Annotated in this window: 19 protein-coding genes; 11 read left to right on the top strand and 8 right to left on the bottom strand. The window is 71.2% G+C overall.

Going from position 1 to position 23,892, the window contains the following annotated elements:
* The first annotated feature begins 21 nt into the window (after nt 1–21).
* A complete protein-coding gene (locus MUY22_RS49275) occupies nt 22–1,455 on the top strand; it encodes an extracellular solute-binding protein (protein WP_247055567.1) in 1,434 nt (477 codons plus the stop codon).
* 78 nt (nt 1,456–1,533) lie between these two features.
* Here the strand turns inward: MUY22_RS49275 and MUY22_RS49270 are convergent, their stop codons facing one another.
* Both MUY22_RS49270 and MUY22_RS49265 read right to left on the bottom strand, forming a co-directional pair.
* On the bottom strand, nt 1,534–2,310 hold the full coding sequence (locus MUY22_RS49270; RefSeq protein WP_247055565.1) for a maleylpyruvate isomerase family mycothiol-dependent enzyme: 777 nt from the start codon (nt 2,308–2,310) through the stop codon (nt 1,534–1,536).
* Between the two features lie 151 nt (nt 2,311–2,461).
* Entirely contained in the window at nt 2,462–4,636 is a 2,175-nt protein-coding gene (locus tag MUY22_RS49265; protein ID WP_247055563.1) for a molybdopterin-dependent oxidoreductase, read from the bottom strand.
* 168 nt (nt 4,637–4,804) lie between these two features.
* Here MUY22_RS49265 and MUY22_RS49260 point away from each other — a divergent pair, with 168 nt between their 5' ends.
* On the top strand, nt 4,805–5,674 hold the full coding sequence (locus MUY22_RS49260) for an SUMF1/EgtB/PvdO family nonheme iron enzyme (RefSeq protein WP_247055561.1): 870 nt from the start codon (nt 4,805–4,807) through the stop codon (nt 5,672–5,674).
* An 18-nt stretch (nt 5,675–5,692) separates the two neighbouring features.
* Nucleotides 5,693–5,962, top strand: a complete 270-nt coding sequence (locus tag MUY22_RS49255) for a MoaD/ThiS family protein (RefSeq protein WP_247055559.1) — start codon at nt 5,693–5,695, stop codon at nt 5,960–5,962.
* Nucleotides 5,963–6,103: 141 nt separating this feature from the next.
* On the opposite strand, the gene MUY22_RS49250 is transcribed toward MUY22_RS49255, so the two are convergent.
* Complete coding sequence (locus MUY22_RS49250) at nt 6,104–7,456, bottom strand: nucleotide disphospho-sugar-binding domain-containing protein (RefSeq protein WP_247055557.1); 1,353 nt, start codon at nt 7,454–7,456, stop codon at nt 6,104–6,106.
* 401 nt (nt 7,457–7,857) lie between these two features.
* Between MUY22_RS49250 and MUY22_RS49245 the strand changes: the two genes are divergently transcribed.
* The 3 genes from MUY22_RS49245 (at nt 7,858) to MUY22_RS49235 (ending at nt 12,219) form a co-directional block, all read left to right on the top strand.
* Nucleotides 7,858–9,288: an NAD(P)/FAD-dependent oxidoreductase gene (locus MUY22_RS49245; RefSeq protein ID WP_247055555.1), complete on the top strand. Its 1,431-nt coding sequence runs from the start codon at nt 7,858–7,860 to the stop codon at nt 9,286–9,288.
* Nucleotides 9,289–9,392: 104 nt separating this feature from the next.
* On the top strand, nt 9,393–10,637 hold the full coding sequence (locus MUY22_RS49240) for an acyl-CoA dehydrogenase family protein (RefSeq protein ID WP_247055552.1): 1,245 nt from the start codon (nt 9,393–9,395) through the stop codon (nt 10,635–10,637).
* A gap of 31 nt (nt 10,638–10,668) precedes the next feature.
* The gene (locus MUY22_RS49235) at nt 10,669–12,219 is read left to right on the top strand and encodes a 4-hydroxyphenylacetate 3-hydroxylase family protein (RefSeq protein WP_247055550.1); all 1,551 of its coding nucleotides are present in this window, start codon (nt 10,669–10,671) and stop codon (nt 12,217–12,219) included.
* Between the two features lie 257 nt (nt 12,220–12,476).
* Here the strand turns inward: MUY22_RS49235 and MUY22_RS49230 are convergent, their stop codons facing one another.
* The 3 genes from MUY22_RS49230 to MUY22_RS49220 form a co-directional block, all read right to left on the bottom strand.
* A complete protein-coding gene (locus MUY22_RS49230) occupies nt 12,477–13,796 on the bottom strand; it encodes a copper resistance CopC/CopD family protein (RefSeq protein ID WP_247055548.1) in 1,320 nt (439 codons plus the stop codon).
* Nucleotides 13,793–14,368 (bottom strand): hypothetical protein, encoded by a 576-nt coding sequence (locus MUY22_RS49225; protein WP_247055546.1) that lies wholly within the window; start codon nt 14,366–14,368, stop codon nt 13,793–13,795. The genes MUY22_RS49230 and MUY22_RS49225 overlap by 4 nt, the downstream gene beginning before the upstream one ends.
* A 129-nt stretch (nt 14,369–14,497) precedes the next feature.
* Nucleotides 14,498–15,193: a helix-turn-helix domain-containing protein gene (locus MUY22_RS49220; RefSeq protein ID WP_247055543.1), complete on the bottom strand. Its 696-nt coding sequence runs from the start codon at nt 15,191–15,193 to the stop codon at nt 14,498–14,500.
* A gap of 295 nt (nt 15,194–15,488) precedes the next feature.
* Between MUY22_RS49220 and MUY22_RS49215 the strand changes: the two genes are divergently transcribed.
* From MUY22_RS49215 to MUY22_RS49205, 3 genes are all read left to right on the top strand, one after another.
* Nucleotides 15,489–17,810, top strand: coding sequence for a TOMM precursor leader peptide-binding protein (locus MUY22_RS49215; protein ID WP_247055541.1), 2,322 nt, complete (start codon nt 15,489–15,491; stop codon nt 17,808–17,810).
* Nucleotides 17,811–17,859: 49 nt separating this feature from the next.
* The gene (locus MUY22_RS49210) at nt 17,860–19,305 is read left to right on the top strand and encodes a SagB/ThcOx family dehydrogenase (protein ID WP_247055538.1); all 1,446 of its coding nucleotides are present in this window, start codon (nt 17,860–17,862) and stop codon (nt 19,303–19,305) included.
* 69 nt (nt 19,306–19,374) lie between these two features.
* Nucleotides 19,375–20,568, top strand: a complete 1,194-nt coding sequence (locus MUY22_RS49205; RefSeq protein WP_247055536.1) for a sensor histidine kinase — start codon at nt 19,375–19,377, stop codon at nt 20,566–20,568.
* Between the two features lie 243 nt (nt 20,569–20,811).
* Here the strand turns inward: MUY22_RS49205 and MUY22_RS49200 are convergent, their stop codons facing one another.
* A complete protein-coding gene (locus MUY22_RS49200) occupies nt 20,812–21,417 on the bottom strand; it encodes a DNA-binding response regulator (RefSeq protein ID WP_256475271.1) in 606 nt (201 codons plus the stop codon).
* A 205-nt stretch (nt 21,418–21,622) separates the two neighbouring features.
* Nucleotides 21,623–22,372 (bottom strand): helix-turn-helix domain-containing protein, encoded by a 750-nt coding sequence (locus MUY22_RS49195; protein WP_247055535.1) that lies wholly within the window; start codon nt 22,370–22,372, stop codon nt 21,623–21,625.
* 456 nt (nt 22,373–22,828) lie between these two features.
* Between MUY22_RS49195 and MUY22_RS49190 the strand changes: the two genes are divergently transcribed.
* Entirely contained in the window at nt 22,829–23,002 is a 174-nt protein-coding gene (locus MUY22_RS49190; RefSeq protein WP_247055534.1) for a hypothetical protein, read from the top strand.
* A gap of 281 nt (nt 23,003–23,283) precedes the next feature.
* On the top strand, nt 23,284–23,889 hold the full coding sequence (locus MUY22_RS49185; RefSeq protein ID WP_247055533.1) for a DNA-binding response regulator: 606 nt from the start codon (nt 23,284–23,286) through the stop codon (nt 23,887–23,889).
* Nucleotides 23,890–23,892: the final 3 nt, after the last annotated feature.

Below are 23,892 nucleotides of genomic sequence, written 5' to 3'. Positions count from 1 at the left end.
GTTACGCGGTGAGGAGCTCGAATGGGCAAGGTCGTGATCGACGTATGGGTGCCGGACAATACGTTTCCGGGCTGGATGGAGCGCTGGTACCAGATCGGCGCCGAATTCGAGAAACTGCACCCCGAATACGCCATCAAGGTAACGGCCACGAGTTTCTGGAACGCGCCGCTCGAAGTCGCGCAGGCCGCCGCGCAGGGTAACCCGCCGGCCGTGTCCGAGCTGTACTCCTACCTGGGCCAGTCGGCCCGCGACATGACCCGCCAGGACGGCCGTCCGCTGTTCACCTCGCTGGAGAAGGCGATCGACGGCCGCACCGAGATCGGCGGCGAACCCGTCGTGGCGGGCGACGTCATCGCACCGTTCCGCGACTACTTCAGCCACCAGGGCGACCTGTTCTCGATGCCGTCGGTCGGCACGACGAGCCTGCTGTTCGCGAACACCCGCCTGCTCGAGGCCGCCGGTATCACCCGGCTGCCGGAGACGTGGGACGAGGTCACCGCCGCGTGCGAAAAGCTCGCGGGCTCGAAGAACCCCCCGAAGCACCCGATCACCTGGGCGAACCACGCCATGCTGTTCCAGCAGGCGGTGGCCACGCAGGGCGGGCAGCTGGTGAACAACGACAACGGGCGCTCCGGCCGGGCCACGAAGATCGAGCTGGCGTCGAAGGAGATGCTGACCTGGGTCGAGTGGTGGCGTGAGCTGCACCGCGACGGTCACTACCTGCACACCGGCGCGATTCCCGGCTGGATGGAGAGCTTCGCCCCGTTCGCCGAGCAGCAGGCCGCCATCCGGCTCTCGTCGTCGAACGACATCAACTACACGCTGCGCGCGGCGGAAGGTGCCGGCTTCGACCTCGCCGTGGGCATCTTCCCGTTCAACGACCACGTTCCCTACGCCGGCAACCACGTCGCCGGCACGTCGCTATGGCTGACGAACGGTCTCGACAAGGCCACCGAGGACGGCGCGCTCGCGTTCACGCAGTTCCTGCACAACCCGCGCAACGCCGCGGACCGGCACAAGGACAACAGCTTCGTCCCGATGACCTACGGCGCGTTCGACCTGCTCGAGAGCGAAGGCTGGTTCGCCGAGCACCCGTACCACCGGGTGGCGAGCGACCACCTCCACGCCGCCCCGGCGAAGGCGACCCCGGTCGCGAGCGGGGTGCCGCCGGTGCGGGGTGCGGTGTTCGGCAACTTCGCGGGCACCCAGGACGTGATGAACCGGGCCGTGCAGGACGTGCTGGAGGCCGAGATCGACCCGGCCGAGCGGCTCGCCGCGGCGACGCGCGAAGCGCAGGGCCTGCTGGACGACTACAACGCCTGGGCGACGGGTCCGGCGCCGCGCGACCCGGACGCGGCCCCGCACAGCAGCTTGAAGGTGGAGCACTACGCCGGCGTGGTGGCCGGGAAGGACTACGGCGGCCGCGACCTCGAACGCATCGTCAACAAGGACTGACGCGGCACGGAACCGACCGGGGCGCGACATCCCACACGAGAACGGGCCTGACCGGCTGGTCAGGCCCGTTTCTCATGTCTAGCCGGCGACCCAGTCCATGTGCTCGATCCAGTGGTCGAGCGACGCGCGGTCGCCGTGGAGGTCCAGGTTCCGCGCGGCGTCCAGGGGACGGCGCCGGGTGAGCACGAGCAGCAGCTCGGCGGCCGGGCCGCGGACGGTGGCGTCGGCTTCGGCGTGCGCGCGCTCCAGGACGACCAGGTCCGGCGTCCGGCGCACGAGCCATTCGTGTGCGCTGTCGGTGGCGTGGAAGTGCAGGACCCGGCCGGTGTCGCGGATCGCGTCGACGAACTCCGGCCGCGCCTGCGCGTAGCCCGGCGACGTCATCGTCTCCAGCCAGTCGTCGATGGTCGCGGCGGCGTGGTCCGGCGACACGTCGTAGTGCTCGCCGAGCGCGCCGGCGGCGTCGGCGCGGTGCACGGTGATCTCACCGAACAGCCGCCGCGCCCAGAACGGCACACCCGAGTCCCCGCCGGAGGGGTCCCACACCGGCGTGCTGTCGTCGACCGAGCCGAACGCGTCGGCGGCCGCGGCCGCGGTGCCGGTCAGCCACGCACGCCAGCCGGCCGGATCGGCGGGCCCGGTGTCCATGGCGGCCAGCGCGGCGCTGGGGTCGGTCAGCCGCTGCCCCACCAGCGTCGCCACCATCCGCTGCGTACCGCCGACGTGGCCGACGAGCTCGGCGAGACTCCACTTCGGGCAGGTGGGCACCCGGGTCGCCGGGTCCTGGCCCTGCACCCACTCGGCGAAGGTCGTCGTCTGCGCGACGACGGATTCCAGGTGCGCGGAGGTGTCCACGGTCTTCGCCTCGATGTTCGCTAGACGCCAGTAGCACTCCGTATCGGACCAGCACGGTGCGTGGCTGTCAACCCGGAACGGCGGCGAACGCGCGAATACCGCCCGAGCGTGTAACAGCACGCTGGGGCGGTATCCGGAAGTGCGGTGGCGCTCAGCCCTCGTAGGGGCTGACGGTGACCGGGATGCCGTTGAACACCGCGTTGCCCGAGGGGACGTCCACGACGAGGTCGCTGGTCAGTGCGTTCGCGTTGACGCCGGCGTTCTCCTCGGCCACCCGCTGGCGGCCGCCCTTGTGGCCCCAGCCGTGGGGGAGGCTCACGACGCCGGGCATGACCACGTCGGTCGGCTCGACGTCGACGATCAGCTCGGACACCGCCGACCGCACGACCGCCCGCTCGCCCAGCCCGTACTTGGCCATGTCGGCCGGGTTGACGTGCAGGGTGCACGTGTTGCTGCCGCCGACCAGGGACTTCACGTTGTGCAGCCAGCTGTTGTTGGACCGCAGCTGGCGCCGTCCGATCAGCAGCATCTCCGGCACCGGTTCCGCGGCCTTGGCCCGCAGCCGGGCCAGGTCGGAGACGATCGCCTCCGGCGTGAGCTCGACCCGGCCGGACGGGGTGGTCAGCAGCTCCTTGAGCCGCGGCTCCAGCGGGCCGAGGTCGATGCCGTGCGGCTGCTCCTTGAGCTTCGCGAGGGACAGCCCGTACGAGCCGAACTTCAGCAGGGTGTCGAGGATCTGCTCGACGCCGTCGTCGCCCTCGATGGTGGCCCGCAGGTCCGCGACGTCCATGCCCTCGACCGGGGAGCCGGGCATCTGCGTCGCGCCCGTCAGCAGCTGGCCGATGAACCCCTCGTCGATGGCGGACGTCGGCGCCGCCAGGGGCGCGCCCGCGGCGATCAGTGTCAGCCGCGCCAGGATCTCCGCCTCGGACCGCTGGTCCTCGTCCAGCGGCAGGGCCGCGGGCGAGTAGCGGGTGTAGTTGCGCACCATGACCATCTGCATCAGGAAGTCGTAGTGCGGCGCCTGCAGCATCCGCGGCGGCGGCAGGATCACGGTGGCGTGCTTGGTGGTGTCGTTGAGGTACGGGTCAACGGCGACCATGAAGTCCAGCTGGTCGAACGCCTTCCCGATCCGCGGCCCGTTGGGCGCGGCGACGACCTGGTTGGCCCCGATGTTGATGAGCGCCCGGACCTGGCCCTCGCCGGGGGTCTCGATCTCGTCGGCCAGCGTGGCCGTCGGCAGCTCGCCGAGCACCTCGGGGTACCCCTTGACGCGGCTGTGCCAGCGGGCCCACTCGTACGGCTGCCCGGTGCGGAACACCTCGAGCGCGGCGGTCTTGGCGAACATCGTGCCGCCGGGGTTGTCCAGGTTGCCGGTCAGGATGTTGATCACGTCGACCAGCCACTGGGTCAGGGTGCCGAACTCCACCACCGACCCGCCCATGCGCGAGTACACCGCGGCCGTCGGCGCCGCCGCCAGGCCGCGGGCGATCCGGGTGATGCCGTCGGCCGGCACGCCGCAGGCGTCCGCGACGGCGTGCGGCGGGAACTCCTTGACCAGCTCACGGAGTTCGTCGAGGCCGTTGACGTCGAGGGTGACCGTCGCGAGGTTCTCCTCGAGCAACGTGTGGACGACGCCCAGCAGCAGGAAGGGATCCGTGCCCGGCCGGACGAAGAAGTGCTCGTCGGCCATCGCCGCGGTGCGGGTGCGCCGCGGGTCGACCACGACCAGCTTGCCGCCCCGCTTGCGCAGCGCCCGCAGGCGCTTGGGCATGTCGGGCGCGCAGAACAGCGAACCGTGCGACTCCATCGGGTTCGCGCCGATGACCAGCAGGTAGTCGGTCCGGTCGACGTCGGGGACCGCGATCGCGAAGGGGTCGCCGTACAGGTGCCCGCACACGACGTGCTTGGGCATGTGGTCGATGGTGCCGGACGAGTAGACGTTCTTGGACGCCAGCGACTGGATCAGCGGCATGCGGTACAGGAACCCGGCCATCGTGTGGTAGGTCGGGTTGCCGAAGAAGACCGCGACCGCGTCCCGGCCGTACTTCTCGATGACGCCGTTGATGCCGCGCTCGACCGCCGCGAACGCCTCGTCCCACGAGGCCTCGCGCCACTCGTCGCCCTCCCGGATCATGGGGTGGCGCAGGCGATCGGGGTCCTCGTCGAGGCGGCCGATGCTCGCGCCCTTGGGGCAGAGGTAGCCGCCGGTGAACGGGTCGAGGTCGTCACCGCGCACCGCCGTGACGTGGCCGGTGACGTCGAGGTCGATCTTGAGCCCGCAGACGGAGTCGCAGATGGGGCAGGTGCGGTGCGCGGTCGTCATCCTCGGGCCACCTTGGGATCGCGGTCGGCTTGCTGGGTTCCCTCCCAGGATGACCGCGCCGCGGCGCGTTGTCTTATCCGCACATGCCCTCTGGGCGCCGAGTGCGCGACCGGACGGCTCGGCAACACTAGAGAAGCCACGGATTGCCGGAACGGCGACCATTCTCCTATGGAGCAGATGGTTCTCGTGCCGGGTGGTGAGTTCCTGCAGGGGTCGCCGCCGTGGCTGGTGGACTGGATGTTGGAGGCGGACCAGCCGCTGCCGCGGGACTGGTTCGGTGACGAGACGCCGCAGATCAAGCGGGCCGTCGCGCCGTTCTGGATGGCGCGGCACCCGGTCACCGTGGCCGAGTTCGCCGAGTTCGTGCGGCAGACCGGCTTCGTGACCGACGCCGAACGGCGTGGGTTCGGCCTGATCTACGACGACTTCGGCTGGACCGAGCACGAGGGGGTGTGGTGGCGCGAGCCGGGCGGACCCGGGATCGTGCCGGACGACTACGACGACCACCCCGTCGTCAACGTGTCCTGGGACGACGCCAACGCGTACGCGGACTGGGCGGGCCTGCGGTTGCCGACCGAGGCCGAGTGGGAGTTCGCGGCGCGCGGCGTCGAGGTCCGGATCTGGCCGTGGGGCGACGATTGGCAGGGCGACAACGCCAACACCGCCGAGTACCACGCCGGCAAACTGACCACTTTGGACTCGTGGCGGGAGTGGTGGCTGACGCTGTACGCCAAGCGGGGCCCGGTGCCGTTGAGCACGCCCGTCGGCGCGTTCTCCGGCCGTGGCGGCGACAGCGCCCACGGGTGCGCCGACATGGCGGGCAACGTCTACGAGTGGACCTCCACGCTTTCCCACCTGTACGACGAGTCGACCCGGTGCGATCCCACGATGCACGCCACGGTGGGGCGCTACCGGGTGATCCGCGGTGGGTCCTGGATGAATTTCCGCTACCAGGTCCGCTGCACCGAACGGATGCACGGCGATCCGTTGGGCTGGTCCAGCTTCGCGCATGGGTTCCGCTGCGCGAAGGACGCATAAACACACGGAGGAGTCACCATGATCACGATCATTGTGCCGGCGGTGTGGTCCCCGGAACGGCGGACCGGCTACAAAGTGGACGGATCCGGTTTGCTGTACGACGTCATGCGACGTTTCGTCGACGAGAACCCGGTGTTCCGCCGCCGCCTGATCGGCACCGACGGCTCGCCGGTGAAGTACGTGAACATGTTCGTCGACGACGAGCTCATCATGCGCAACCACCGCGACAGCACCGAGGTCGCGGCCGGCAGCACGGTCACCATCATCTCCCCGATGGCCGGCGGCTGAGCCGGTCGTCCGCCACGAAACGGCCCGGTCACCTCGATCCGAGGTGACCGGGCCGTTTCGTGTGTACGGGAAACGTTCCGGCACGCACGAAACCCCCGGTCGGCGAACCGGCCGGGGGTTTGCGTACAGCGGCGTTTCAGGTCACTGAAGGTCGGCCGGCACCTGCGCCTGGTGCCGCTCGACGAGCCGGACCAGCTCGGGGATCAGCTCGGCCGGGCTCGGCCGGTCGGCCCACGCCTTGTGCAGCGCCTTGGCGCCTTCCCGGTACGCCGGGTCGGTCAGCAGCGCGTCGATCTTCGCGCGGATCTCCTCGACCGACTCGGTCTGGTGGTTCACCCGGATCCCGGCGTTGTGGTCGGTCATGTACTTCGCGCAGACCCACGAGTCGCCGTGCCGGTCGGCGTTGCTGACGCTGATGTTGTCGCCGTCGCCGCTCCAGATCATCCGGTGCTTCTCGTCGGTGTCCAGGATGATCTGCGGGATGCCGGCCGAGTGCGCCGCCCAGAAGGTGCCGGTGGCGCCGTGCGAGATGATCGCGTCGCAGGTCGGCAGCAGCTGGATCAGCGGGACGTAGTCGACGACCTGCACGTTGTCCGGGATCGTCTCGACCTGCTTGAGCTGCTGCTCGGTGACCGTGGCGATCACCTCGACGTCCAGCTCGCCCACGGCCGCGAGCAGCTTCGGCAGCCGGGGGTCGCCGTCGACCTGCCACAGCCGGTTGGACAGCCCGAGGGTCAGCGCGATCCGCCGCTTCGCCGGCCGCCCGTAGAGCCACTCCGGCTTCTGCGCCCCGCCGTTGTACGGGATCGCCCGCACCGGCGCCGCGGTGATGTTCTCGGACATCCGCAGCTCACGGGGCAGCGGGTCGATCGTCAGCTGGCCGAGCAGCAGGTCGTCGTCGATCTCGACGCCGTAGCGCTTCGCCACCGGCTCGAGGTCCTCGACGATCGGGTTGCCGCCGATCGCGGCGACCGCGTCGTTGCCCTTCTGCGCGTACAGCTCCAGCGACCAGGCGCCGTAGTCCGGGCTGATCAGGATCCGCGCGTGCGCGGCGCCGGACGCGCGGGCGATGATCGCGCCGAACTGGAACCAGTTCTCCCACAGCACCAGGTCGGGCTTCCACGCCTTGGCGAAGTCGACGAGCCCGTCGAGCGTCGCCTGCGGCTCGGTCGGGATGGACATCCGGTTGTTGAACGCGAAGAACTGGTAGAAGGCGTCCCAGCGGTCGCGGGTGGCGTCGTCGAGCTCGAACGCGTCGGCGAACCGGTCCATCTTTTCGAGGTCGGGCACGCCGACCTTGCGCAGGTTCGCCGGGGTCAGCGGCGTCGGCACGCCGTTGCTGACGGCGGTCAGACCGGCCGCGACCAGCGCGGGTTCGGCTCCCGGCGGCGCCGCGACGACGACCTCGTGGCCGGCGTTCTGCAACGCCTGGGCGTAGGGAACGAGCGTGTAGAAGTGGCTCGGATGGGGCACCGTCGCGATCATCACGCGCATGGCTTCGTCCTTCGGTCGATCTCGGTGGGCGGTCGGACGGCGGGGCGCCGTCCGGCCCCGCGGTGTCGAGCCAGGACGGGCGTGCTTCAGCGCGGCGCGAGCGAGCCCGGGCGAGAAACACGCGTCCGCTGGACACTCAGCAGCCTGCCAGGGGCCCTCCGCCGCAACATCTCTTCGAGTGCGCACCTGACCGTCGTGGGTTCGCGGCCCGGTTCGAGCGTCCACAATGGACTACCGGAACCGGCCGGGCGTCCGCAATGCGGGAGATGACCCCGCGCGGCCGCGAATGTGACGCTGACCTTCGCGTGGACGGCGGGTTTGGCGAGTTTCCCTTCCACTGGATGTACCGGATCAGGACTGACGAGATCACCAAATTCTTAGGTATCAAGGAGGAATCCGTGATGAGCCACAACGCTGGATCGCGCGCGGTGGTGCTCGGTGGAAGCATCGCCGGGTTGTTCGCGGCACGAGTGCTCGCGGATGCCTACGACGAGGTGCTCATCGTGGACCGCGACGTACTGGTCGGGACGAAGGGCATCCGCCGGTTCTGCCCGCAGAGCCAGCAGGCCAACGGCCTGCAGGCCAGGGGCGTGCACGCCATGGAGGAGCTGTTCCCCGGCATCACGCAGGAACTGGTCGACAACGGCGCGCCCAAGGGTGACCTGGCCGGCACCTGCCGCTGGTACACCCAGGGCTACCGGCTCAAGCAGCACCACGCCGGTCTGCCGGCCCTAGGTGTGCTCCGGCCGGTGCTGGAGTGGCACATCCGCGAGCGCGTCCAGGCCATCCCCAACGTCTCCTTCGTCGAGCAGCACGACATCCTCGGGCTCGAGACGACGGCGGACAAGAGCCGGATCACCGGCGCCCGCGTGCAGGCGCACGGGAAGAAGACCGAAGAGGTCCTCGAAGCCGACCTGGTGGTCGACGCGACCGGCCGCGGCTCGCGGACCCCGGTCTGGCTGGAGCAGCTCGGTTACGCGAAGCCCGAAGAGGAGCGCAAGAAGATCGACCTGGTCTACGTGACGCAGCACTACAAGCTGCGCCCCGGCTGCGACCCGTTCGGCAAGGACACGGCCATCAACCAGATCGCGCACCCGGGCCTGCCGCGGGGCAACGTCTTCTTCAAGGTCGACGGCGGCCTGCTCGAGCTGACGACCTACGGCCTGCTCGGCGACCACCCGACGACCGACCAGAACGAGCTCTACGAGTGGATCCGGTCGCTGGGGGCCAAGGACGTCTACGACGTCCTGCGCTACGCCGACCCGGTCGACGCGCCGATCGCGTTCCGCTTCCCGACGACGCTGCGCCGGCACTACCAGAAGCTGGACCGGTTCCCGGAGGGCCTGCTCGTCACCGGCGACGCGGTCACCTGCTTCAACCCGGTCTACGCGCAGGGCATGACCGTCGCCGCGCTGTGCGCGCTCACCATGCGCCAGCACCTGCACAGCGGCGCCGGCCCGATCCCGCTCGACTACTTCCAGGACCTGGCGAAGGACGCGATCGACCAGGCGTGGGAGATGACCAACACGATCGACCTGACCTTCCCCGGGGTGAAGGGCGACCGGACCCGGCAGGTCCGCATGGCGCAGAAGTTCCTGAAGAAGACGCAGATCGCCGCGACCCGGGACGGCAAGGTGGCCGCCGCGTACTTCAAGGTCGCCGCGTTGATGGCGACGCCGGATTCGCTGATGCGCCCCGGCATCCTGCTGCGCGTGCTGGTGAAGTCGATGTTCGGCCCGTCGAAGGAGAGCCTGCGCCCGCACGTCTGGCAGGCCCCCGCGGACGTGGAGCCGGTGTTCACGGCCGCCGCCGACGTGCGCAAGGCGGCCTGACCGGCCGAAGGTGAGCCGCCGCCGGACGTCCCGTCCGGCGGCGGTCCCGTCACGAAGGGCCCGATTCCGGGCACGAGCCACGTTTCTCGAGAGAAGGCTGGGTTATGACTGCGGTCAGGAGTGTGTCCGAAGAGGACTACCCGTCGGCGCCGGAGCCGGGGTTGACGCCGGGGGAGGCGATCGCCCGGGCCGAGCGGATCGCGGCGACCCTCGTCGACCGCCAGGCGGAGACCGAGGAGCGCGGGTACTACGCGCTCGACACCCACGACGAGTTCCTCCGCGCGGGCCTGTACCGGTTGCTGGTGCCGCGGCGTTACGGCGGTTACGAGTTCGACCTCGAGACCCACGCCCAGGTGGTGTCCGCGCTCGCCCGGGGCTGCCCGTCGACGGCGTGGATGTACACCTTCGGCGCGTCGCACGCGCTCCTGGCGGCGACGCTGTTCTCCCAGGCCGCGCAGGACGAGCTGTTCGCGAACGGCGACTTCATCTGCCCGGCCACGGTCGGGATCTCCGGGTTCGCGCAGCCGGCCGACGACGGCGGCTGGATCATCGAGGGCGTCCACCCCTACAGCTCGGGTTCGCCGTACGCCACGCACTTCATCGGCCACACCCTGGTGGCCGGCCCGGAGGGCGCGCCGCCGATCCCGATGCTGTTCGTGGTGCCCCGCGCGCAGTGGCGGCGGCTGGACGACTGGGGTGCGCAGCTGGGCCTGAAGGGCAGCGGCTCGCACAGCGTCGCGATCGAGAAGGCGCACATCCCGGCGCACTTCGGCCTGGTCGGCACGCACATGGGGATGACGTCGGTCGTCGACGGCACGCCCGGGCAGGAGCTGCACGGCAACGCCATGTACGGCGGCGGGGTGCTGAGCTCGGTGCAGTTCCCGCTCGCCGCGATCGCGATCGGCATGGCCACCGGCGCGCTGGACGCCTACGGCGGGCTCATGCGGGAGCGCACGACGCTCTTCCCGCCGATCACCTCCCGCACGGAGGACCCGGACTACCAGTTCCGCTACGGCGAGGCCGCGGGCAAGATCGCGGCCGCCGAAGCGGCGCTCTCGGGCGCGGTGCGGCAGTGGACGGCCACCGCCGAGCGCGGGCCGGGCGCGTTCACCCGCGAGGTGGACCTGCGGCTGTCCCTGATCAGCCGCGAAGCGGTCCGGCTGTGCTGGAGCGCGGTGTCCGAGCAGCTGTTCCCGACCGCGGGCTCGAGCTCGGTCCGCGCGGGCGCCCGGCTCGAACGGGTCTGGCGGGACATGTCCACCCTGCACAGCCACGCCGGAGTCAGCATCTTCCTGGCCAGCGCCGCGAACCGCGAGCTCGCCCGCCTGGTCTTCGACGTGACGAACTGACCCCATGCCGGCACACGAGGGTGATGATCAGATGACCGAGCAGACGACCCGGCCGCTCACCGGCGACGAGTACATCGAGAGCCTGCGCGACGACCGCGAGGTCTACCTGTACGGCGAGCGGGTCAAGGATGTGACCGAACACCCCGCGTTCCGCAACCCGGTGCGGATGGTCGCCCGGCTCTACGACGCGCTGCACGATCCCGAGCACCGCGACGTGCTCACCACCGCGACCGACGCCGGCGGCCCCGGGGGCTACACCCACCGGTTCTTCACGACGCCGCACAGCGCCGAAGACCTCGTCGCCGACCAGCAGGCGATCGCGTCGTGGGCGCGGATGAGCTACGGCTGGATGGGGCGCAGCCCCGACTACAAGGCGTCGTTCCTCGGCACGCTCGGCGCGAACGCCGACTTCTACAACCCGTTCGCCGACAACGCGCGCCGCTGGTACCGGGAGTCGCAGGAGAAGGTCCTCTACTGGAACCACGCGATCGTGCACCCGCCGGTGGACCGGCACCGGCCGCCGGAAGAGGTCGCCGACGTCTTCGTCCACGTGGAGCGCGAGACCGACTCCGGGCTGATCGTCAGCGGGGCGAAGGTCGTGGCGACCGGGTCCGCGCTCACGCACTACAACTTCATCGCCCACTACGGGTTGCCCATCAAGGACAAGAAGTTCGCGCTCGTGGCGACCGTGCCGATGGACGCGCCGGGCATGAAGCTGATCTGCCGCCAGTCCTACAGCGCGGCGTCCGCGGTGACCGGGAGTCCCTTCGACTACCCGCTTTCCTCGCGGCTGGACGAGAACGACACCGTCCTCGTGCTGGACAAGGTCCTCGTCCCGTGGGAGAACGTGTTCATCTACGGCGACGTCGCCAAGGTGAGCATGTTCACCGGGCAGTCCGGGTTCATCGAGCGGTTCACCTTCCAGGGCTGCACCCGGCTCGCGGTGAAGTTCGAGTTCCTGGCCGGCCTGCTCGCCAAGGCGCTGGAGATCACCGGGGTCAGCGACTTCCGGGGCGTGCAGACGCGTCTCGGCGAGGTGCTCGCCTGGCGCAACCTGTTCTGGGGCCTGTCCGACGCCGCGGCGCGCAACCCGGTGCCGTGGCGCAACGGCGCGGTGCTGCCCAACCCGCGGTACGGCATGGCCTACCGGTGGTTCTCCCAGCTCGGTTACGCGCGGCTGCGCGAGATCGTGCTGCAGGACGTCGCGAGCGGCATGATCTACCTCAACTCCAGCGCGCAGGACTTCCGGAACGAGGACATCCGGCCGTACCTGGACAAGTACCTGCGTGGCTCGCACGGCATCGACGCGGTCGAGCGGGTGAAGGTCATGAAGCTGCTGTGGGACGCGGTCGGCACCGAGTTCGGCGGCCGGCACGAGCTCTACGAGCGCAACTACGCCGGCAGCCACGAGAACACCCGGCTGGAGCTGCTGTACGGGCAGATGGCCGACGGTCAGCTGGACGGCTACAAGGCCCTCGTCGACCAGTGCCTGTCCGAGTACGACCTGGACGGGTGGCAGGTGCCCGACCTCGCCTCGTTCGACGAGCTGGGCAAGGCGGGCCGCGACCTCTTCGGCGGCTGAGCCGCTGCTGGGACAGACCCGGGGCGGGCCGTTCGCGGCCCGCCCCGGGTCATGTGCGTGCCCGCGACCGGCCGGACGACGCCGGACGCCCGAGGTGCTGCCGCCGGAGCGAGTGAGCCCGCGGTGAAACCAGGGCAGTCCGGTGAGGACGTTCGAGGATCCGGGCGACACCATCACGCACGGCTGCGGAGTGGACTGGGCCGGACGCGACGAGTATCGGTGTGGCTCGACATCGGGTCGCAGACGGAGAAGGCGGGTCAGCCGCCGGGCGGGGTGACCGTCAGGAACGCCGCCAAGGCGAGGACGACCACGCTGAGCAGGACCTCCGTCGACACCGCCAGACGGAGGCGGCGCAGGTCCGTGGTGAGCGTCGCCGTGCCGCCGGGCGCGGGGGTCGCCATCCGGCGGACCGCGCGGCGGGACCGGCTCGCCACGGCCAGCAGCGCCGCGAAGCCCGCGATCTTCAGCAGCACCAGCAGCCCGAACCGGGTGGTCCACAACGACGTCAGCGACGGCATGATCCGCAGCGCCAGCACCGCGCCGCTGAGCGCGATCGCCGTCACCGCGCCCGCCGCCAGCCTGGAGAACCGGGCCGCCACGCCGGCGACGTCCTCGCCGTCGGCCGGGCGGTACAGGCACAGCGCCAGCTGGACCAGGCCGCCGGCCCAGATCGCGATCGCGCCGAAGTGCACCAGGTCCGCGGTCACCGAGAAGTACATGATCGGGTCGGTCACCGGGTGCCCGGTCGCCGAGAACGTCAGCAGGACGAGGAAGCCGGCCACCATCGCCAGGTTCTCGAAGCGCGGCCGCAGGTGATCCGACGGCCGCAGCAGCCGGGCCGTGCACACCGCCAGCGCGCCCACCGCGACCAGGCGCAGCAGCAGCAGCTTCCCGTACGCGACGCGGAGCGTGTCGGCCAGCAGGGCCGGGTCGGTCACCGCGGCCAGATCGCGCCCGGCCGCGTACGGGCCCTGCAGCACGAACGCCGCGGCCGCCATCGCGCCGACCAGTACCGCGCCCCAGCGCAGCAGCCGCCGCGCGCGGCCGTCGGTGCGAGCGCCCGGGCGGCAGAGCAGCACGAACGCCAGCCCGCCGAGCAGGACGACGCCGAGGTAGGCCAGCCAGCGGACCGCCGTCGACACGGCGTCGACCGCCGGGTCCGTGCCGGTGGCCGCCGAGACCGCGCCCGCCGACGTCACCAGCGGGCCGGTGCCGACGACGAACGCGAACGTGCCGCGCACCGGGTGCGAGTCGGCCGAGACGAACGCGTACTCGACCAGGTAGCTGCCGTCGGGCAGGCCCGGCTCGAGGCGCACCGCCACCTGCTCGGCGACGTCGCCGGGCTGGAACACCGGGCCGGTGTCGGCCTGCTTCCCGGACAGGTCCACGACCTTGATCGAGCCGGGCTGGATGCCGATGTTCTCCGACAGCGTCACCGACACCAGGGACGGCGCCGCCGTCAGGCGGGCACCGTCCCCGGGGGTGGACGAGATGATCTCGACGTGAGCCGAAGCGGGAACGGCGCCGACCACCAGCAGGCCGAGGACCAGGGCCAGCAGGGCCAGCGCGCGTTTCACGACGCGGCGAGCGCGGAGTGCCGGGGCAGCCCGCAGGTGCAGCCGGTCAGCTCGTGCTCCGCGGCCGAGGCCCGCCGGTGCAGCACGATCGCGACGATCATCGGGATGGTGACGATCGTGTTGTAGAACAGGTGCAGCTCCACCCGCGGGATCAGCAGCTGGATGATGCTGGTGGGCACCTTCTGCCCGGCCAGCCGCCAGCCCGACTGCGCCTGGATGAACAGCAGCAGGTGCTCGATGTGGTGCCAGAACTGGATGCCCAGGGCCAGGTTCCACCACTGCCGCGAGCGGCCGGCGAAGCCGTGGCGCAGGACCCACAGGAACACCAGCATCACGAGCGCGTAGCCGTAGTGCAGCCACTCCTGCGAGATCAGCCACGGGAACGGCATGCCCAGCACGCCGCGGGCGCGCGAGGTCGGCCAGCCGAAGCCGTAGATCTGCACGGCCTGCACGATGTGCTCGGCCCAGTGCCCGATGACGATCACCATGAACACGGCGAGCGCGCGGTGGTGGTACCGGCTGTTGAGCGCGGCGAGGAACCCGGCGGGGCGGGTGATTTCGGACGTCGACATGCAGACCCCAGTATCCCGAAAATGACGTTTCGCACGGATCTTAGCCTTCGCCGGAGGGCAATCCGTTCCTCCGGATTGCCCATCTCGTGGCGAAATTTGCGGCGGTGTGGCGGATTGCGCGGACCCGGGTCAGTGCACGGCCAGCCCGGTCGGGCGCTCCGGGGCCGGCGGGATGTGGAACAGCCGGGTGAACAGCTCCAGGTGTGCCGGGTCGCCCTCGACGTGGACCTGACCGCCGGACAGCGCGTCCTGCGCGGTCAGGCTGCCGTTGAGCAGGTCCAGGATCGCCGGGCCCTGCGGCTCGATCACCAGGTCGGGGCTGGGCAGCGAGCCGGCGGAGACCTTGAGGGTGCCGTCGTCGACCAGCGCGTGCACGATCATCTCGCCGCCGAGGTGGCGCAGCTCGTAGTTGACGTGCACGCCCGCGGCCTCTTCCTCGCGGAAGGTCGTGTAGAGCGACAGGATCGCGGTGTCCATGCTGAAGGCGTCACCCGGCTTCGGGTAGCCGAGCGAGCGGGCACCCCACAGGCCGAGGTCGAGCACGATGTGGTCGAGCTCGCAGCCGTACTCGGTGAGCTCGTAGACGACCCCGGCGTCCAGCTGCGACAGGACCCGGCGGCGGATCACGCCCGCCTCCTCGAGCTCGTTGAGCCGGGAGGTCAGGATGCTCACCGGGATGCGCGGCAGGGTCTGCTGCAGGTCGGTGAAGCGCTTCGGACCGAGCACGAGGTCCCGCACGACGAGCAGCGACCATCGTTCGCCGATGATCTCGAGCGCCCGGGCCAGGCCGCAGAACTGTCCGTAGGTGCGAGCAGAGGTGGGCATACTCGGTTCCTCACTTTTTCGGGTGCCTGGCCGGCTGCCGCCCGAGTCGCGCGGTGCCGCGGGCTCGGTTACGGTTCCGGCGACGTGCCGTGCCGCCACGGGCGTCGCTGTCCACGGTGACGTCCCGGGCCGCGCGCTGCCAGTGAGCCGCGCACCGGCGACCCCTGTGTTTCCCAGGTCGAAACATGCGTTTCGCACGACTTCTCCGTGCATTTCCACACTGGCCGGGCCCCGGCCTGCAGGAGCAGGATTCGGGTCCTCGTTCAATCCTCCCGACTGCCGGCAGGAGAGCCCCATGCGCACAACAGCGGTGGACGTGCGGGTACCGGACGACGGCGGGCCCGCCGCGGCCACGCCCGCTCCCGCCCCGACCCCGGCGTTCCGGCGGCACCTGCGGGCGGAGGTCCACGCGGGCAAGGGCGCCTACCTGTTCTCCGAGCAGGGCGTCATCGCGATGCGCGGGGCCAAGATCGAATCGCTGGCGGCCCTGCTCGACGGCACGCACGACCTCGACCGGCTGCTGCGCGGGCGGCCGGGGGGAATGGCCCCGGAGGAGGTCGCCGCGCTGCTGACCCAGCTGGTCGACGCCGGCCTGGTGACGTTGCGCAAGCCGGCCGGGGGCACCCGGCCGGGTGACGAGCGCGCGCTGGCCTACTGGGACGCCTGCGGCATCGACGCCGACGTCGTCGCCGCGCGGCCGGGCACCGCGGCGCTGATCGCGGTGGGCGACAGCGCCGCCGGCACCGACCCCGGAGCCGTCGAGCGGGCGCTGGCCGACGCCGGTATCGCGGTGGTGCCCGCGGACGCCGGCGTCGCCGACCTCTCGATCGTGCTGTGCGCCGACTACCTCGACCCGCGCCTGGCCGTGATCGACGCCGAGCACCGCCGGACCGGGCGGCCCTGGCTGCTCGCGCGCCCGTCCGGGGCCCAGGTGTGGATCGGCCCGGTGCTCCAGCCGGGGGAGGCCTGCTGGCACTGCCTGACGCACCGGCTGTGGGGCCACCGGCACGCCGAGGCCTGCGTGCAGGAAGAACTCGGCCACGCCGGCCCGGCGCACCGCCCGGTGTCGGCGCTGCCGTCGCTGACCGCGGCCGCGGCGCACCTGGTCGCGCTGGAGGCGTCCAAGTGGCTGGCCGGCTACCGCCATCCTGGCCAGCAGTGCGTGTGGACGCTGGACACGCTCGACCTGCAGGGCCGGCTGCACGAGCTGCGCCGCCGCCCGCAGTGCCCGGACTGCGGCGACCCGTCGCTGGTGGCCGGGCGCACGGACCGCCCGGTGGTGCTGCAGCCGGCGAAGAAGGCGACCACCGGCGGTGGCGGGCACCGGACGACCACCCCGGCGGAGATGCTGAGCCGGCACCGGCACCTGGTCAGCCCGGTCACCGGGATCATCAAGGAGATCCGGCCGGACCCGGACGCGCCGTCGTTCGCCAACGCCTACCGCTCCGGGCCCAACGTCGCCCGCGGCGTCACCGGGATGGCCGCGTTGCGCGCCGGGTTGCGCTGCGAGAACGGCGGCAAGGGCGTCAGCCCGCTCGACGCCGAGGTCAGCGCCCTCTGCGAGGCGGCGGAGCGGTTCTCCGGCAACTTCCAGGGCGACGAGCTCCGCATCCGCGGCTCCTACGAGCAGCTGGGCGAGGAAGCCGTCCACCCCAACGAATGCATGCTCTTCGACGACCGGCAGTACCGCGACCGCGCGGCCTGGAACCGCGCCCACGCGGAGTTCCAGGGGATCCCCGCGCCGTTCGACCCGGCGGCCGAGGTCGACTGGACGCCGGTGTGGTCGCTCACCGGGCAGCGCCGCCTGCTGCCGACGTCCTACCTGTACTACGGCATCCCGCGGGAGCACGCGACGCCCGGGGTGCGCGCGGACTCGAACGGCGCCGCGGCGGGCAGCAGCCTGGAGGACGCGATCCTGCAGGGCGCGCTGGAGCTCGTCGAACGCGACGCGGTGGCGCTGTGGTGGTACAACCGCACGCCGGTGCCGGGCGTCGACCTCGCGTCCTTCGGCGACCCGTGGCTGGAGGAGATGTCGGCCGGCTACGCGACGCTCGGCCGGGAGCTGTGGGTCCTCGACGTGACGTCCGATCTCGGGATCCCGGTGGCCGTCGCGCTTTCGCGGCGGACCGACGGCCCGCACGAGGACATCATGATGGGCTTCGGCGCCCACCTCGACCCGCGAATCGCGGTGCGCCGGGCGGTGACCGAGCTCAACCAGATGCTGCCCGTCGTGCAGGCCGCGGGCCACGACGTCGACGACCCGGACGCGCGGCGCTGGCTCGCGTACGCCACCGTCGCCAACCAGCCCTACCTGCGGCCCGCGGCCGGGCAGCGGATGCGGGCCGCGGCCGACTTCCCGTACGTCAACCGGTCCGACGTCCGCGACGACGTCGAGGCGCTGGCCCGGCTGCTCGGTCAAGCGGGTCTCGAGCTGCTCGTGCTCGACCAGACCCGGCCGGACGTCGGGATCCCGGTGGTCAAGGTGCTCGTCCCGGGCCTGCGGCCGTTCTGGGCCCGGTTCGCGCCCGGCCGGCTGTTCGACGTCCCGGTCCGGCTCGGCCGGCTCGACGCGCCGACGCCGTACGAGGGCCTCAACCCGTTCCCGATGTTTCTTTAAGAGTCCCGCGGGAGGCTCAGTGCTCGTTGTTCCGCCCTAGGAGAATACCTTGCTTGCAGACGGCCTGGAGGGCAGTCCGGAGACCGTCCGGCTGTGGTCCCTGAGCGAAGACACCCTGCTGGAAGCGGGGGAGGACGACACGCTCGTCGCGATCACGTGGTGGGGCGAGTACGAGCTGGCGAGCATTCCCGAAGCGGTCCGCGAGTCGCTGAGCCGGCTGCTGCTCGGGCCGGTGTCGATGGCCAACCTGGTCTCGTCGGCGCGCGGTGGCGCCGAAGCCTGGGCCGGCACGCTGCGCCGGGTGCTCAACCGGCTGGCCGGCTCGGTCGTGCACTCGCTCGCGCTCAACGACGGCCGCGGTCCGCTGCTCTCGGCGATCCCGGTCACCCAGTCCCCGGTCTTCCAGGCCGAACCGGTGCCACCCGGCCGGCAGGTCAAGCTCTCCCGGTTCTCGGCGATGCGCCCGGACGGCGGCGGGCTGCTGCTCGAGTCCCCCCGCGCCCGGTACCGGGTCGCGCTGCTGCGGCCGCCGGCGATGCTCGTGGTCTCGTCGCTGGCCGGTCCGGTCACCGTCGCGCAGGTCGCGGAGACCACCGGGCTGGCCGAGCCGGTCGTGGCCGACATCATCGCGTTCCTGGTGGCCGCGGGGGTGGCGCTGCTGGCCGACGACTGGGCGCGGTTCACCGAGGACACCGACGGTGACCTGGCCGTCTGGTCGCCCGGTGACCTGCTGTTCCACGCCCGGAGCCGGACCTGGCAGAAGGGCGGCCCGACGGATCCGGGGGCGCACCGCGAGGGCGCGGAGCCGCCGGTGGTCAAGCAGACCGCGGCCGGCTCGACCTTCCCGCTGCACCGGCCCAGCCCGGCGATGCTCCAGGCCAACGACCCGACGCTGAGCGAGCTGCTCGAAGACGACCACACCTGCCCCGAGATGACCGAGCGCGCGTTGTCCGCCGAGCAGATCGGGGAGCTGCTCTTCCGCGCCGCGCGGGTGCGCTCGGTCGGCCCGGCGTACCTGCCCGGCGGCCCGGCCCACGAGGCCTCCCAGCGGCCCTACTTCAGCGTCGCCTGCCTGTACGAGCTCGAGATCTACGTCGCGATCAACCGCTGCGTCGGCCTGGCGCGGGGGATCTACCACTACGACCCGCTGTGGCACACCCTGACGCTGACCAACGACGACGCCGGTGGCCTCGACGGCCTGCTCGACCTGGCGATGGTCGGGGCCGGCAGCCACCGCCGGCCGCCGGTGCTGCTGACGATGACCGCGCGGATGTCGCGGATCGCGTGGGTGCTGGGGAACGCCGCGTACGCGACGACGTTGCTGCACGTCGGTGCCCTGCAGCAGGTCCTTTACCTGACCGCGAAGGCGATGGGGCTGGCCGCGCACGCCGTGCCGGTCGACGCCGGGGACCGGGTCGACCGCTCGCTGAAGCTGGAGTGGCCGGCCGAGGTGAGCGTCGGCGAGTGCGTCCTGGATTTCCCGCCCTCGCGGTGACCTCCCGTTTTCCCGGACTTCCCTGTTACCTTGGAGTCTCCGGGATCCAGGGGGTATCTGGGAGGGCTCGTGGTTCAGCCGATACCGATTCGCGGGACGCGGCTCCAGGGGCCGGCCGCCGATCCGCCTCCCGCGTTCGAGGACGAGCGGTCCGAGACCCGGACACTCGTGTTCGCCGCACAGGTGGCGGCCGCGATCGGGGTGGCGTCGCTGGCGTCCCTGCCCGTGCTGACCGGCCCCCAGCCCGGGCTCGTCCGGCTGGCCGCGCCGGTTTGCGCCGCGGTGCTGGCGGTGGCGTACCTGGCCGGGTTCGGCCGCGGCCGAACCCGGCGACCGGTCCTGGTGCTGCTCCTGCAGGCGGTGGTCGGCTTGCTGCCGTTCGGCGCGTCGTGGAGCGTGGCCGGCGGGTTCTTCGCCGGGGGCGTGCTGCTGACGTTCCGGCCGGTCATCGCGGTGCCCGGCGCGTTGCTGGCGTGCGCCGGGGCGGCGGTGGTCCCGGCGTTGCCGGGTGGGTCGGTCGCCGCCGGCCTGGCGGGCGCGGTGTCCGCCGGGGTCGCCACGCTCGCGCTGTTCGGGCTGGGCACGGCCGCGCGGCTGGTGGCCGAGCGCGGCGAGCAGGTGCGCGAGCTGAAGCGCCAGGCCATCACCGAGGAACGCAAGCGGTTCTCCAGCGACCTGCACGACCTGCTGGGGATGAGCCTTTCGGCGATCACCCTGAAGGGTGAACTGGTCGACCGCCTCGTGCTCGACAGGCCGGGCCAGGCCAAGGAGGAGCTCGGCGAACTGCTGGTGATGTCGCGGCGCGCGCTGGCCGACGTGCGCACGATCGCCGCCGGCTACCGCGACCTGTCGATCGAGGACGAGTGCCGGGCGGCGGCGGCGGTGCTGAGCGCGGCCGGCACCCGCGTGACCGTGGCCCGCTCCGGGCTCGGCGGCCTGCCGCCGCAGGTCGCCACCGTGCTGGCCATGGTGCTGCGCGAAGGGGTGACGAACGTGCTGCGCCACAGCAGCGCGAGCTGGTGCGCGTTCTCCGTCAGCACCGAAGACGGAACGGCCTGGCTGGAGATCGTCAACGACGGAGCCGCGGGCGCGGCCTGCGACGGCGCGGACTCGGGCGCCGGGCTACGCAACCTCCGCGACCGCGTACAGGCCCTGGACGGCGCCCTGACGACGGAAACGGGCCCGGACGGCACCCACCGCCTGCTGGCCGCGATCCCGGTGCGCTCAGGCCCGCAGCTCGCCCGCCGCCGCCGGGCGAGCTGAGCGCCCGAGGTGAGTGGGTGGGCGGGCTGTGTGCCGGGCTGCGCGGGCGGGCTGAGCAGCCGAGCCGAGCTGAGTGCCTGAGCTGAGTGGGCGAGCCGAGCACCCGAACTGAGTGCCCGGGTTGAGTGGGCGAGCCGAGCGCCTGAGCTAAGTGGACGCGTTGTGTGGTCGGGCTGAGTGCCCATGCTGAGTGCCCATGCCGAGCGTCCAACCGGCTCCCGAGGTCCGGTCACATCGGACCGGTCAGAGCCATTCGGCTTCGGTGGCGATGCGGATGGCGTGTACCCGGTTGCGGGCGTTCAGCTTGGTCACCACGGCGGCCAGGTAGTTGCGCACCGTGCCCGCCGAGAGGTACAGCTCCGCGGCGATGTCGGCGACCGTGCGGCCCTTCGCGGCCAGGGACAGGATCTCGAGCTCGCGCGGGGTGAGCGGGCAGTCGTCGGTTTCCCAGGCCGCCAGTGCGAGTTCGCTGTCGATGAACCGGCGTCCTATCGCGACCGAACGCACGGCGTTGGCCAGTTTGTCCGACGGGGCGTCCTTCAGCAGGAAGCCGTTCACCTTCGCGTCCAGCGCCCGGCGCACCGTGCCCGGCCGGCCGAGGCTGGTGAGGATCAGCGTGTGGCAGTCGGGCAGGCTCTCGTGGATTTCGATCGCCGCGGACAGCCCGTCCTTGCCCGGCAGGTCGATGTCGATCACCGCGACGTCGGGCATCGCCGCTTTCGCGGCGGGCAGGATCTGGTCGCCCGAGGACACCTCGGCCACCACTTCGATGTCGGACTCCAGGTTCAGGAGGGCGACCAGGGCGCCGCGAACCATGTGCATGTCCTCGGCCAGCAACACCTTGATCACGCCGGTACCTCGCCCCCCAGTTCAGCGACTCCGTGTGGTGATTGTACGTCATTCGTCCCCGGTGCCGGTGTTTCGCGGACGCCGCTCGATCGTCCGGGTGAGAACGTCCGGAATTCCGCGGTTCCCGCCGGAGCGGACCCGTGACGCGCGAGACCCGCCGTCCGCGCGGTGCGGACGGCGGGTCCACGGCCGGAAAAGCGCGCGTTCAGCTCGCCATCGGCCGGGATATCGCGGGCTGGCGCAGGTCCGGCAGCGCCAGCAGCACGGGCGGGTCGAAACCGTCCCGCGGTCGCATCCGGACGTCCGCCAGGCTCGCGGTGACGCCGCGGTGGATGGTCAGCGGTCCGGTCAGGCCGGTGAAGGGCCGCAGCGCCGTGTCGTCGGGCGCCGTGGTGCCGTAGGCGTGCGACAGCACGAACCACGAGCCGAGCGGGACGTTCGTCAACGCGTAGGGCCCGGGCCGCGGCAGGATCACGTGCCGGGCCGGCGCGCCTTCGGTGATCCGGGCAGCGAAGAGCCCGATGAACACCGGCCCCACCTCGGCCGGCAGGGGCACCCGCAGCTGGCCCCGGATGGTCGCCTCCGAGCCGGGGCAGGCCTGCCGGTCGGACAGCCGCGGCGCGGTGCCGCCCAGCTGGCGGTAGCCGGACGGCGAGACGCCCACGCTGCCGCTGAACCGCGCGCTGAAGGTGCCGACGCTGTTGTAGCCGACCTGGTGACTGATGTCGGCCACCGAGGTCTCGGTGGTCGCGAGCAGGCGTTTCGCCTCGGCCAGCCGCAAGGCGGACAGGAAGCGGCCGGGCGAGAGCCCGGTGACCCGGAGGAACACCCGGGTGAAGTGGAACTTGCTGAACACGGCCGCACGGGCGAGGTCGTCGATCGTGAGCCGTTCGTCCAAGTGGTTGCGCATGGTCACGATGGCGCGAGCCACAGCTTGCCGGACGATCTCATCCATCGCGGGCCGTCCTTCCGACGTGGGAGCCGCCCTCCGGGCCTTCCCGACGAAGGCATCCGCTGCGGGCACTTGATTTCGACCAAAACTGTAGATCTGCGGACGTCTACTTCTTAAGTGCTCTGTGCACCGGTGCGCATGGGTTTCGCCGATGGTCGACATGCGTTTCGCACATCCGGGTCCGGCGGCCGCCGGACCGGGTAGTCCGACCATGACGAGATGTGCGTTCTGCACGCTGCGTAGCGGCGGGCCGTGACCGACCGGACGCGGACGGTGACGAAAGCCCCCGGATCGCTCCCGCGTCGATGGTTTGTTAGCCCATTCGGAGTCTCTCCCGAGCCGCGCGGAGCATGTGTAAGCCACAACGGCCCGGTGACACCGGCACTGGTTGTCAACGCATCCCTGAGCGACGATTTGTGGCACGTGGAGAATTCATCTTCGTCACTGGGGAGAACAACAATGACTGCACATGTTTCCGCTGACGTTCGCGCGCTTTTCTCGGATATGGGCATCGAGTTCGACAAGACGGCCACCGACCTGGTGATCGAACAGTTCGGACAGTGGCAAGAGGCCACTTCGGGCGGCCCGGCTCGTACCTGTTTCTGCCGGGCGGACGTCCTGGAAGCCGCCTGAGCGTCGTTTCCGCAGTTCCGCACCCGGCCCGTCGCTTGTGGACCGTCGCACAGTCCACAAGCGGGGCAAGCCGGAAAATTTCCCACCACGCTCGTCCGAGCCTCCGTCACCGGTCACCACAGGTAGCTGTCCGGTTGCGGATAGATCTTTTCCTCGAGCCGTCCCGGTGGGTGCCCGGACATTTCGCGATGCCGGCGCCAGTGGTGCCCGAATGGTGCAACCGATTCCTCGGGCAGAATGTTTAACTGGGGTTCTGGGGAATCGTGAGTGCGGAGGCATCCGTGATCAGAGTGCTCGTCGCAGAGGACATGCACATCGTGCGTGGGGCGCTGGTCGCCCTGCTCCGGCTGGAGCCCGACATCGACGTGGTCGCGGAGGTGGCGTCGGGCCTCGACATCGTGCCGATGGCCCGCGCGAAAGAGGCGCAGGTGGCGGTCATCGACATCGACCTGCCGGGCATGGACGGGCTCACCGCCGCCGGTGAGCTGCACGAACAGGTCCCGGACTGCCGGACGGTCATCCTCACCAGCCTCGGCAGACCCGGGACGCTGCGCCGGGCGCTGGACGCCAAGGTGGGGGGCTTCCTGCTCAAGGACGCGCCCCCGGACAAGCTGGCCAACGCCGTGCGGGGGGTCCTCGCCGGCCGGCGCATGGTCGACGGCGACCTGGCGCTGGCGGCCTGGGACTCGGTGGACTGCCCGCTCACCGCCCGGGAGCTGGACGTCCTGCGGATGACCGCGCAGGGCTTCGGGACGGTCGAGGTGGCCGCCCGGCTCTACTTGTCCGCCGGGACCGTCCGCAACTACCTCACGACGGTCGTCGCGAAGCTCAACGCCCGCAACCGGGTGGACGCGATCCGCATCGCCGAAGAGTCCGGCTGGCTGTGACCG

The organism is Amycolatopsis sp. WQ 127309 (assembly GCF_023023025.1).
Classification (GTDB): Bacteria; Actinomycetota; Actinomycetes; order Mycobacteriales; family Pseudonocardiaceae; genus Amycolatopsis.
Note: the sequence above shows the minus strand (reverse complement) of the source record. Positions and strands in the feature narration are given on the sequence as shown.